The organism is Serratia sp. D1N4, from assembly GCF_054552755.1.
The window spans coordinates 807555-819578 of the sequence record NZ_CM137274.1 but is presented as its reverse complement, the minus strand read 5'-3'; the positions used below and the strand labels follow the sequence as shown (position 1 = coordinate 819578).

The window sequence follows — 12024 nt, the reverse complement described above, 5'->3', positions numbered from 1 at the left end:
GCTCCTGATTATTTGGCGTTGGAACGGTAAGTCTCAATCAGTTCGATAAAGTGATCGAACAGCGGCGCTGCATCGTGCGGGCCTGGGCTGGCTTCCGGGTGCCCCTGGAAGCTGAACGCCGCTTTGTCGGTGCGATGGATCCCTTGCACCGTGTGGTCGAACAGGGATTTATGCGTGACGCGCAGCGTAGCGGGCAGATGATTTTCATCCACCGCAAAGCCGTGGTTCTGCGCGGTGATCATCACGGTGTTGTTATCCAGATCTTTGACCGGGTGGTTACCACCGTGATGGCCGAGCTTCATCTTCACGGTCTTCGCACCGCTGGCGAGCGCCAACAGTTGGTGGCCCAGGCAGATGCCGAATACCGGAATGTCGGTTTCCAGGAACTGTTTGATGGCGGTAATCGCATAATCGCACGGCTCCGGGTCACCCGGCCCGTTGGACAGGAAAATGCCGTCTGGATTCATTTTCAGCACGTCAGCGGCAGGAGTTTGCGCAGGCACCACCGTCAGGCGGCAGCCGCGATCCACCAGCATACGCAAGATGTTGCGCTTGGCGCCGTAGTCGTAGGCCACCACGTGGTAGGGCAGTTCGCTCGCTGTTTTAGCCTCTGGCAGATCGCCTTCCAAGGTCCAACTGCCCTGCTGCCAGGCGTAAGCTTCTTTGGTGGTGACTTCTTTCGCCAGATCCATGCCTTTCAGGCCAGGGAAGGCTTTGGCCTTTTGTAGCGCCAATTCAGCATTGGTGACATCACCGGCAATGATACAGCCGTTTTGTGCGCCCTTTTCGCGCAGCAGACGGGTCAATTTACGGGTATCGATATCGGCAATCGCCACGATGTTGTTGCGCTTGAGGTACTCGGCAAGACCTTCTTCGTTGCGATAGTTGCTGGCAATCAGTGGGAGGTCACGAATGACGAGGCCTTGAGCGTGAACAGCGGAGGATTCTTCGTCGGAAGCATTGGTGCCGACATTGCCGATATGAGGATAAGTAAGAGTAACGATCTGGCGGGAATAGGAAGGATCAGTGAGGATTTCTTGATAACCGGTCATCGACGTATTGAAGACCACTTCCCCCACTGCCGTACCTTCTGCCCCGATGGCCCGACCGTGGAATTGGGTTCCGTCTTCCAGAACCAATAGCGCTGACTTAATCAAAACACCCTCCAAGGAATAATCAATCATAATATTTGCATATTAATTCAGATTTCACCGCCTAAATCAATGCAAAAACCACCATCAAGGCTAATTTTTGGCAAATTGGGCGCATTTTAATGATGAGCATCTGACTTGTCTACTCAAAGCACCATTTTTTATCGTATTTTTGCTGTTCTCACGGTTTTATGGGCTTCACACCGATAAAAACATACGGAAACTCGGGCTAGTAAACGGTTGCGAGACACAATGACACAGAAAACCCATGATGACCGCTAAAACAGAGCCCCAATGAACAAACGAAGAGAAAAAAAGGAGATAAAGTAAAAGATAACTGATTTAAAAAGGCCATACATCATAGATATTGAACGTAAGCCCTATTTTTATGGTTAAAAAAAAGGACAATAAAATTATTGTCCGATTATCATAGCACTATGATCAATACAACCACATCACGATGGCATGCAAAACATTATAACTGCTCTAAACCAAGGACATCACGCATATCAAACAGCCCTTTTTGCTGCTTGGTGATCCAGGATGCCGCGCGCACCGCACCATTGGCAAAAGTCATGCGGCTAGATGCTTTATGCGTAATTTCTATCCGCTCGCCAATATCGGCAAACATGGCGGTGTGCTCGCCCACGATATCCCCGGCGCGAATGGTGGCAAAACCGATGCTCTTCGGATCGCGTTCACCGGTATAGCCAACGCGTTGGTAAACCGCGCACTCTTTCAAATCACGCCCCAACGCCCCGGCGATGGCTTCGCCCATTGCCAGCGCAGTGCCGGAAGGAGCATCCACTTTATGACGATGATGCGCTTCGACAATTTCAATATCGGTATAGTCGCCCATCACCTTGGCGGCTTTTTCTAACAGTTTGAGCATCACGTTGACACCAACGCTGAAGTTGGCCGCGAACACGATGCCGATATGTTGTGCAGCATCGCCGATCGCCGCTTTACCGACATCATCAAAACCGGTGGTGCCAATGACCATGCCTTTTTTATGTGCCACGCAGAACGCCAGATGTGCCAAGGTGCCTTCTGGGCGGGTGAAATCGATCAGAATATCGAAACCATTAGCCACACTATCCAGGCTGTCACTGACGGTGACACCCAGCGCACCAACACCAGCCAGTTCACCGGCATCGGTTCCCACCAGGCTTGAGCCTGGGCGCTCCAAAGCCGCCCCCAACACCACGCCCTGCGCCTGCTGCACCGCCTGAATCAATTGACGCCCCATGCGGCCACCGGAACCCGCAATCGCGATGCGGATCTGTGAATCAGTCATACTTTTCTCTCTTCTTGATTTTGTGCCCCTATGACGAGCATAAGGTTCAGAGTAACTGCCCTGCCTGATCACCGCCAGAGGATTTCATGCAGAATTAGAATATTATGTTATCCCGACGCTTTTATCAGTAACGCTATCAATTGATTAACATTCAGACAAGCAAGAACGCGCGCATGAATTTACATAATTATGCAGTTTCTATGCAGAAAAAAGATCGGCGCGGGAGGCTGGTTCACCGGACGGATACGCCATTAAAAACCCGCCAATAAGGCGGGTGGGTTATGCCAATCAGAATGTTAAAAATCAGCCAAGCTCGGCGATAGGTTATGGAGCCGCAAGCCCGCGCACTACCTCAGTTTTTAACAGCTCAGCCAACAATCCATGCGTTTTAGTGGTGGGGTGCATGTTGTCCCAGAATACAAACGCCGCATTGCTGCTCTTACATGCCGCTTTCGCAGCGCCTCCCACGGCATAGCTGTAGCCACTTTGGGAAACATCCAGGCAGGTGTCCGTCTTATTCACAAAGCCGTATTGGCCGCTGTTTTCCAACACCTGTTTAAAAGCCTCATCCAGCTTCAGCGTATAAAACGTCGTTTGAGGATATTCGGCGTTCAGCTTAGCGATAAGCTTCTCGACCTTGTCATTAAACTGAACGCTATTCTCTTTCAGCTTAGCCTTATCAGCGTCCGTCCACTTGGCAACGTTAGGTATCACTGAAAAATCTGGCAGCCGGAACACCGCCACCTGCTTTGCCCCTAATTGGGCCAGGCGATTCAGCTGTGTTGTGTATTGACCAATAACCTCGTCGGCACTTTTTCCGCCCGTTACAAAGTCATTCCCGCCAAACAGTACGGTAAACAGCGTCTTGCCAATGTCGTAACCTTTAGCGTGAGCATGATAATCCCTGAACGAATCCATCTGCTTACCGAATCCGTTAAAGAACGGTTTCTCTCCACTCTCCGCGTTGCCGGTCGCCCACACATAGCTTGGCAGATTCAAGGCCGTAGAAAGGTATTCATGCCAAAGCTTGCCATTAGAGAAGTGGCCCAATAGCCAAGATTTACTATTCGGCACGGTACCATATGAGCCGTTATAGACGTTGATGGTATCGCTCAGACTGTCGCCAAACACCACCATACGGTCAAGCCCCCTGCCGCCAACGTTGACAACCGGCTGGTTAGTCCCTTGATTCCAAATCACATAGTAATAGGACAGGGTGTAATCAGAGGCATAAGGGATAACAATAGTGGAGCTGACGCCTGCGGCCGCCAGAGTGCTGGTGCACAAGTTCATCACCTCCGCATAGGGCGCTTCGGTATAGAACATGTTTGCCAGCGGCATTGAGTTGTACCAATACCCTTTCAGCTTCGCATAGTTGCTACCCACTTTCGCCCATAGCCAAGATGAGGTTGGATTGCTGTCATCCTGGCCGCCCACTTTGTAGACACATTTTACATAGGTTGTGGTATCACCCGCGAACAGCGCCCTGGCCTGTTTGCTGGGGGCCTCATACTGAGGTGGGGCCGACGTTGCTACAATACTGTCACTGGCAGCAAACGCGCCGCTTGATGCCAGAACCCCTGTTACAAATGAATAAATCGCTATCTTTTTCATGGTAATCCTCATCATTTCGTTAAATTTCATCGTTGTGGATAGAAGGTTATCGCCATACGCCAGGTACAAAAAAACCCGGGCAATGCCGGGCTGATAACGTGCTTTCAGCGGTTAACCACCACTTAATCACCCCCTCTGCAGGTACGCCGCTATCCCACTCCCTGGGTGCTAGCTACAGCGCCACACTGCTTAAACGAATGTACGCAGCGAACGATAAGTGTTCACTCGGTTGGGGTAGTGTGGCCGGTAGCAGAACCTGTATCGTCGGTTTAGCGGCAGTTTGAGCAGGGATAGCGCAGATAAAAAAAGCGCCACGAATGGCGCTTGATAAGCTCTATAACTTGAAATGTCTTGGGTATTGCAGACCCTAACGAAAAACGGGAAGCCATTGGCTTCCCGTTGTTGACGCGCTATGTAGCGGCCTAATCGACCTGCTTAATATCTACCCGCAGCTCTTTCGGCACTTCAAACACGATATTCTCTTCACGACCGCTGACTTCATGAACTTCCAGACCGCCCAGCACTTTCAAGCGGCTGATCACGTCCTGAACCAGCACGTCTGGTGCGGAAGCGCCCGCGGTCACGCCGATGGTAGCGGCATCTTTCAGCCAAGACTCCTGGATATCTGCCGCAGAATCGATCAGATAAGCCGGTTTACCCACGCGCTGCGCCAGTTCGGCCAGACGGTTGGAGTTGGAGGAGTTTTTTGACCCCACCACCAGCACCACATCAGCATCCCCCGCCAGATTACGCACCGCTTCCTGGCGGTTGGTGGTGGCGTAGCAGATGTCGTCTTTGCGCGGCCCGATGATATTCGGGAACCGCTTGCGCAGCGCATCGATCACCTCAGAGGTATCATCCACCGACAACGTGGTCTGCGTCATAAAGCACAGGTTACCTTCGTTCTTTACCTGCAACTTGCGGACATCCTCCGGCGACTCCACCAGGTACATGCCCCCTTTCGGGTTACTGTACTGGCCCATGGTGCCTTCTACTTCCGGGTGCCCGGCATGACCAATCAGAATCGCCTCCGTGCCCTTACGGCTGGCACGGGCTACTTCCATATGCACTTTGGTCACCAGTGGGCAGGTGGCATCGAACAACATGGTCAGTTCGCGCGCTTTCGCTTCGGCGCGTACCGCCTGAGAAACCCCGTGCGCAGAGAAGATCAGGATCGAACCGTCCGGCACTTCCGAGATCTCTTCAATAAACACCGCACCGCGTTCGCGCAGGCTGTCTACCACATAGCGGTTGTGCACCACTTCGTGGCGCACATAGATCGGTGCGCCGTAAATCTCCAGCGCACGCTCCACAATGCTGATCGCACGATCAACCCCGGCACAAAAACCGCGTGGATTAGCCAGCAATATTTGCATGCGTTGCCTCCTGCTGCGGCTGCGGGTCGATCTCCAGCACTTCAATATCGAAGGTGACCGGGTGCCCCGCCAACGGATGGTTAAAATCAACGGTGATGGAATCTTCCGCCACTTCACGCACGACGCCCGGCATTTCACTGCCATCAATGGCGGTAAACAGCATGATGGTTCCTACGTCCGGCACGCCAGTTTCAGCAAAGTCACGGCGCGAGAAGAACTGGATCAGATCCGGGTTCTCTGTGCCGAATGCCGCTTCCGGTTGCAGGGTGAAAACGCATTTGTCACCGGCCCGCAAGCCCAGCAGTTGCTGCTCCAGTGGGGCTGACAAGCTGCCATCACCCAAGCGGAACAGCGCTGGCTTGCCATTACCGCGGGTAGACTCTGCGGTCGAACCGTCCGCCAGTTTCAGCGTAAAATGCACCAGTACCGCGCTGTTGCTATTAACCTGAGCCGTCATATTACTTACCTTCGCTCTTCACGCTTTTCTTCGCTGGCAGAAAACCCTCCAGCACAATCATGGCTGCCCCGACGCAGATAAAGCTGTCTGCCAGGTTGAAGGTCGGGTAGTGCCAGTTACCGACGTAGAAATCGATAAAATCCACGACAAAACCATGCCACAGGCGATCAAACAGGTTGCCAAGCGCGCCACCAATAATCAGGGCATAGGCGATATTGCTCAGCTTCTGCTGTGCGCTGTTGCGATACATCATCACCAGCAGTACCGCCACAATCGCGATAGCAATACCGGCAAAGAACCAGCGTTGCCAACCGCCGTGATCCGCCAGGAAACTGAACGCCGCGCCGTAGTTACGCGCGTAGTACAGGTTGAATGACGGGAACAACGGCTGGGTCTGGCCCAGCACGAAGTTATTCAGGATCCACTGTTTGCTGGCAAGATCCAGCGCCAACACCACCACTACCAGCCAAAGCCAGCGCAAGCCGGTCGAACTTATCGGTCTACTCATCAGGCACTCATTTTTCAGGCATTCAGTTATCAGGCAAAGTTACGCTTTTCACCGTCACCGGCGACGTTGGTGACACAGCGGCCACAGAGCTCCGCATGTTCCGCCACCTGGCCGATATCGATGGTGTAATGCCAGCAACGTGGGCATTTCTCACCAGCCGCGGTGCTGAACGCAATTTTCAGCCCTTTCAGCAGTTCGCTTGGCTGCGCATCCGCCGGAGCATCGGCCAGTGGTGCCACCGTGGCAGCCGAGGTCAACAGCACAAAACGCAGTTCATCCTGCAGGCTATTCAGGCGTGCAGCCAGATCGTTATCCGCATACAGAGTGACTGCCGCTTCCAACGAGCCGCCAATGCGTTTATCCGCACGCGCCTGCTCCAGCACCTTGTTGACTTCACCGCGCACTTTCAGCAGATCGTCCCAGAAACCATCGTTCATGCCTTCGCCTTCGGCCGGCCCGAACAGGCCGCCGTACCACTCTTCAGTGAATACGAACTGCGCGCGCTTGCCTGGCAGGAAGGCCCAGATTTCGTCGGCGGTGAAGGACATGATTGGCGCCATCCACCGCACCATCGCTTCAGCAATGTGGAACAGCGCAGTCTGGCAGCTACGGCGAGCGATACTGTCGCTCTTCGCGGTGTACTGGCGATCTTTGATGATATCCAGATAGAAGGAGCCCATTTCAACCGAGCAGAACTGCATCAGTCGCTGCACCACTTCATGGAAATCATAGTTGGCATAAGCCTGCTCAATATCCTGCTGCGCCGCCAATGCACGGCCAACCGCCCAGCGATCCAGCACCACCATCTCATCTGGAGCCACGCAGTCGGTGCTTGGTTCAAACCCATTCAGGTTAGCCAGCAGGAAACGCGCGGTATTGCGGATGCGGCGATAGGAGTCGGCTGCACGCTTGAGGATTTCGTCAGAAACCGCAATCTCACCGGTATAATCGGTAGAAGCCACCCACAAGCGCAGGATGTCGCCACCCAGCTTGTTCATCACGTCCTGCGGGCTGACGGTGTTGCCGATGGATTTGGACATCTTGCGGCCCTGGCCATCCACGGTGAAACCGTGGGTCAGCACTTCTTTATAAGGCGCTTTCCCCTTCATGGCGGTCGAGATCATCAACGATGACATAAACCAGCCGCGATGTTGGTCAGAGCCTTCCAGATACATGTCGGCCCCGTGGCCGTTGAACTCAGGGCGCACATCCACGACCGAAGAATGGGTTGAACCAGAGTCAAACCATACGTCCAGCGTGTCTGGCACTTTCACGTAGTCAGCCGCTTCCGCGCCGAGGATATCGGCGGCGTCCAGATCCCACCACGCCTGAATACCCTCCTGCTCAACGCGCTTCGCCACTTCTTCCATCAGCTCGACGCTGCGCGGGTGAAGTTGCTCGGTATCTTTGTGCACGAACAGCGACATTGGCACACCCCAGGTACGCTGGCGTGAGATACACCAGTCTGGGCGGTTTGCCACCATCATTTCGATACGTGCCTGGCCCCAATCCGGGATCCATTTCACGCCTTTGATCTCGGCCAACGACTGCTGACGCAGGCCCTTTTGCTCCATGCTGACGAACCACTGCGGCGTGGCACGGAAGATGATCGGCGTTTTGTGGCGCCAGCAGCACGGGTAGCTATGCAGCAATTTCTCAACGTGCAGCAGCCCACCTTTTTCGCGCAGCAGCTCAACGATCAGATCGTTAGCTTTGAATACAAATTTGCCATCCAGTGACGGGTAGGTCCCCGGCAGATAGCAGCCGTTCGGGCCAACCGGGTTAGCCACTTCCAGGCCGTATTTCTGACCGATGACAAAGTCGTCCGGGCCGTGCCCTGGCGCGGTGTGTACTGCACCGGTACCGGCGTCCAGCGTGACGTGATCGCCCAGGATCGCAGGCACATCAAAGCCCATAAACGGATGCGTGAAGCGCATCAATTCCAGATCGGCACCTTTACAGTCGCCCAACACGGCCCAACTGGTAATACCGACGCGCTTCATCACGCTTTCAACCAGGTCCGCCGCCAGGATCAGGCACTGGCCTTCAACCTGCACCAACTGGTAGCCAAATTCCGGATTCAGCGAGATCGCGCGGTTGGCGGGCAGAGTCCAAGGGGTCGTGGTCCAGATCACCAGAGAGATCGGACCATCAACGCTGTGCACGCCAAATTTGGCCGCAACCGCCGCCGCATCCACCGCGTGGAACGCCACGTCGATCGACGGAGACGCTTTGTCGTAATACTCCACTTCAGCTTCTGCCAGCGATGAACCACAGTCGGTACACCAATGTACCGGCTTGGCACCTTTTAACAGATGGCCGTTGCTGATGATCTTGCCCAGCGCGCGAATAATGTTGGCTTCGGTTTTGAAGTCCATGGTCAGGTACGGATGTGCCCAGTCGCCCAAGACCCCCATACGGATAAAGTCTTTCTTCTGGCCTTCGATCTGTTCGGCCGCATACTCACGGCATTTCTGGCGGAACTCTGCCGGGGTCAGTTTCTCGCCCGGTTTGCCATGCAGTTGCTCAACCTTCAGTTCGATCGGCAGGCCGTGGCAGTCCCAGCCGGGTACGTAAGGCGAGTCAAAACCGGCCATCCCTTTGGACTTGATAATAATGTCTTTAAGAATCTTGTTAACGGAGTGACCAATATGCAGGCTGCCATTCGCATACGGAGGGCCGTCATGCAGAATAAAGGATTTCTTGCCCTTCTTGGCAGCACGAATAATCCCGTACAGATCCTGCTCATACCAATGTGCCAGCATGCCAGGTTCGCGCTTGGCGAGATCGCCACGCATCGGGAACCCTGTTTCCGGCAAGTTCAGGGTATTCTTATAGTCACTCATTAGATTCTCGGTTCCGTTTTCGGCTATAGAGATTAAACCGGTGTCTGTAGCCCGAAGAATTTCCGGGCCGTCACCACATCATTGGCGATTTGCTGCTTCAGCGCATCGAGCGAAGCAAAACGCTGTTCATTGCGCAATTTTGCGCGGAGCACCACGTCTAAGTGGCGCCCGTAAAGATCCATCGTGATATCCAGCAGATGGACTTCCAATTGCTGACGCACGCCAGCCACGGTTGGCCGCGTGCCAATATTAGCTACGCCCGGCAGAGGCTCAGGACCAAGGCCATAAACATCAACCGCATAAACCCCTTTCACCGGTGCCACCAGGCGCTTAAGCGGCAGGTTAGCGGTGGGGAAACCGATGGTGCGCCCCAGTTCATCGCCATGTACCACACGGCCTGAGATACTGTACGGATGGCCAAGCAACGTTTCGGCCAGCGGCAGATCGTCATCACGCAGCGCATTACGAATCGCTGTGCTACTGATACGCAGCTCTCCTTCACGGAAGGTTGGCGTGCGGACCACCGCAAAATCGTACTCTTCCCCGGCTTTCTGCAACAGGGTGAAATCCCCTACGCGGCCAGCACCAAAGCGGAAATCATCTCCCACCATCAGGAATTGCACGCCCAGTTTTTCTACCAGCAGTTCGGCGACAAACGCCTGTGCGGTATTGGCGGCAAAACGGGGATCAAACTTGACACACAGCAGGTAATCCACCCCGGCCTGCGCCAGATATTTAGCCTTGTCACGCAAGCGCGTGAGACGTGCTGGGGCCTTGTCAGCGGCAAACAGTTCCAGCGGCTGCGGCTCAAAGATCATGACGATCACCGGCAGCCCGAGGCGTTGCCCCTCATGTTTCAACTGCTCCAGCAGCGCCTTGTGACCACGGTGTATGCCGTCAAAGTTGCCGATGGTAAGCACGCAACCATGGTGGCGCGCCCGGATATTGTGGATGCCGCGAATTAGCTGCATAGCTGGCTCAAAACAGTGGAAATCGGCGGATTATACCTTGTACAGCGGTTAAGGTTAACCGGCGATTGTTTCCTTTGATGTAATAGTCATACCATACCCGAGGAAAATCGCCTTAACTACCCCGATTATCCGGCCCAATGCGTGGTATATTAGCCAACTGATATCAAGCTGGCCTTCTAGCAGCAGCTTGAAAGACGGGGGATAATCCATTACCACCAGCCGCTTGCAGAGTGTGATGCAAATCACATGGCGATTTTTCTCGCGAAACACTGTATTCCCATGGCCGAAGCTGGTAAAATCCTGCGCCATCACAACGTAGCAAGTGCCGCCCGTACAAACGGCGCTTATTTGCACAAATCCATTGACAAACGAAGGCTAAAAGGGCATATTCCTCGGCCTTTGAATTGTCCTCAATAGATATATTTGGGAGTTGGACCTTGGCTAATATCAAATCAGCTAAGAAACGCGCCGTACAGTCTGAGAAACGCCGCAAGCATAACGCTAGCCGTCGCTCAATGGTGCGTACCTTCATTAAGAAGGTAGACGCGGCTATCGCAGCTGGCGACAAAGAAGCAGCACAAAACGCATTCCTCGTAATGCAACCACTTGTGGATCGCCAGGCTTCTAAAGGCCTGATCCACAAAAACAAAGCAGCACGCCATAAGTCAAACCTGACTGCGCGTATCAACGCAATGCAATAAGCCTTACGTTGTCTGCTTGTTAAAAAAACCGGCCTCGGCCGGTTTTTTTACATCTGCAATCTGCTGCTAGAGAGCAAACAGCGCCGAGAAGTCTTTGTTACACACCCGCTGTACCGCCGGATGCTGGATCATACGTTCAGCAAAGATGATGTAATACTCTTCCTGCACGCTGTCGATCCGCCCAATTTCCACCACCTCATCATCGCTATAGGTATCCTGCGCATACAGCGTTGGGGCGACGAAGATCGCGTTGTGATACAAGCCAAATGCCTTCATCAATGCCGCATCGTCAAACTCCCCGAGTATTTCAACTTTAATACCCTGAGTATTAAACCAGTTGAGCAGTTTACGCCCCAGCATCGAACGCCGGCCAGGGATCAGTAAACGCCGCTGTTCCAAGCAGGCCGGGAATGGCAAATCCGGTGCCGGTTGGCGGCAGAAGAAGCTGATACCACACTCCCCCAACTTCAGTGAGAACAACCCTTCCTGCTGGCTGGAGTCCACCGGGCAATCCGACAGGATCATATCCAACTTGTGTTGGCTCAGTTGCTCGAGCAGCATCTCATGCGTTGATTCAAAACAGCGCAGATGAATTTGTTCGTTATCCACCACTGCCGTTTCCAATACCTGGCTGACCAGGCGTTTGGATAAAGCGTCCGCTACACCAACATCAAACAGCAGATTGGACTCTTTGCGATAGTTGACGATATCCAGCATTTCCTGGCTGAGCATAAACATTTTATCGGCATAGCGGAAAACCAGTTGCCCCAGTTCGGAAGGCACCAGCCCGCGCCCTTGGCGCTTGAACAATTTGCCATTGAGCCGCTCTTCCAACGCCTTGATTTGGCCGGTAATGGTCTGTGGGGTCAGAAACAGTGCCTCCGCAGCACCCACCACCGATCCCGCCTTACAAACCTGCCAGAAGTAATACAGGTGATTAAAATTAATATGTGACATTCTCACGAGGTGCTCTCCTTGGGGTTCTCATCGGCACAGGCTCTGCCCTGATGAGCGACAAATTCCCTTTCCTTTATGTAGACAACACAGAGTTAGAAACAGACGGGGCAGCACAGCGTTCATTCTGTGCTGCCCCGGCCCGGCGC

10 protein-coding genes are annotated in these 12024 nt (G+C 53.8%); 1 reads left to right on the top strand and 9 read right to left on the bottom strand.

Annotated elements, in window-relative coordinates; translation table 11 throughout:
• Positions 1–8: 8 nt before the first annotated feature.
• The 8 genes from carA to ribF all read right to left on the bottom strand — a co-directional run bounded on the left by carA (position 9) and on the right by ribF (position 10220).
• Entirely contained in the window at positions 9–1157 is a 1149-nt protein-coding gene (carA, locus tag ACX1CU_RS03475) for a glutamine-hydrolyzing carbamoyl-phosphate synthase small subunit (RefSeq protein ID WP_459401245.1), read from the bottom strand.
• Positions 1158–1626: 469 nt separating this feature from the next.
• Positions 1627–2448 carry a 4-hydroxy-tetrahydrodipicolinate reductase gene (gene dapB / locus ACX1CU_RS03470; RefSeq protein ID WP_459401244.1) on the bottom strand — a complete coding sequence of 274 codons (822 nt, stop codon included), beginning with the start codon at positions 2446–2448 and terminating at the stop codon, positions 1627–1629.
• 324 nt (positions 2449–2772) lie between these two features.
• Positions 2773–4062, bottom strand: coding sequence for an SGNH/GDSL hydrolase family protein (locus tag ACX1CU_RS03465; protein WP_459401243.1), 1290 nt, complete (start codon positions 4060–4062; stop codon positions 2773–2775).
• Positions 4063–4484: 422 nt separating this feature from the next.
• Entirely contained in the window at positions 4485–5438 is a 954-nt protein-coding gene (gene ispH, locus ACX1CU_RS03460) for a 4-hydroxy-3-methylbut-2-enyl diphosphate reductase (RefSeq protein ID WP_459401242.1), read from the bottom strand.
• Positions 5419–5895 carry an FKBP-type peptidyl-prolyl cis-trans isomerase gene (gene fkpB / locus ACX1CU_RS03455; protein WP_459401241.1) on the bottom strand — a complete coding sequence of 159 codons (477 nt, stop codon included), beginning with the start codon at positions 5893–5895 and terminating at the stop codon, positions 5419–5421. The genes ispH and fkpB overlap by 20 nt, the downstream gene beginning before the upstream one ends.
• Before the next feature lies 1 nt (position 5896).
• Positions 5897–6403 carry a signal peptidase II gene (gene lspA / locus ACX1CU_RS03450; protein WP_459401240.1) on the bottom strand — a complete coding sequence of 169 codons (507 nt, stop codon included), beginning with the start codon at positions 6401–6403 and terminating at the stop codon, positions 5897–5899.
• Positions 6404–6432: 29 nt separating this feature from the next.
• A complete protein-coding gene (gene ileS, locus ACX1CU_RS03445; RefSeq protein ID WP_459401239.1) occupies positions 6433–9249 on the bottom strand; it encodes an isoleucine--tRNA ligase in 2817 nt (938 codons plus the stop codon).
• A gap of 32 nt (positions 9250–9281) precedes the next feature.
• On the bottom strand, positions 9282–10220 hold the full coding sequence (gene ribF, locus ACX1CU_RS03440) for a bifunctional riboflavin kinase/FAD synthetase (protein ID WP_459401238.1): 939 nt from the start codon (positions 10218–10220) through the stop codon (positions 9282–9284).
• A gap of 437 nt (positions 10221–10657) precedes the next feature.
• Here ribF and rpsT point away from each other — a divergent pair, with 437 nt between their 5' ends.
• Positions 10658–10921 (top strand): 30S ribosomal protein S20, encoded by a 264-nt coding sequence (gene rpsT, locus ACX1CU_RS03435; RefSeq protein WP_459401237.1) that lies wholly within the window; start codon positions 10658–10660, stop codon positions 10919–10921.
• Positions 10922–10987: 66 nt separating this feature from the next.
• On the opposite strand, the gene nhaR is transcribed toward rpsT, so the two are convergent.
• Entirely contained in the window at positions 10988–11884 is an 897-nt protein-coding gene (nhaR, locus tag ACX1CU_RS03430) for a transcriptional activator NhaR (RefSeq protein WP_459401236.1), read from the bottom strand.
• Between the last annotated feature and the right edge of the window lie 140 nt (positions 11885–12024).

Coding starts and splice junctions, on each gene's coding strand:
- dapB (WP_459401244.1), bottom strand. CDS start 2,448: ATGACTGATTCACAGATCCGCATCGCGATTGCGGGTTCCGGTGGCCGC.
- ACX1CU_RS03465 (WP_459401243.1), bottom strand. CDS start 4,062: ATGAAAAAGATAGCGATTTATTCATTTGTAACAGGGGTTCTGGCATCA.
- ispH (WP_459401242.1), bottom strand. CDS start 5,438: ATGCAAATATTGCTGGCTAATCCACGCGGTTTTTGTGCCGGGGTTGAT.
- fkpB (WP_459401241.1), bottom strand. CDS start 5,895: ATGACGGCTCAGGTTAATAGCAACAGCGCGGTACTGGTGCATTTTACG.
- lspA (WP_459401240.1), bottom strand. CDS start 6,403: ATGAGTAGACCGATAAGTTCGACCGGCTTGCGCTGGCTTTGGCTGGTA.
- ileS (WP_459401239.1), bottom strand. CDS start 9,249: ATGAGTGACTATAAGAATACCCTGAACTTGCCGGAAACAGGGTTCCCG.
- ribF (WP_459401238.1), bottom strand. CDS start 10,220: ATGCAGCTAATTCGCGGCATCCACAATATCCGGGCGCGCCACCATGGT.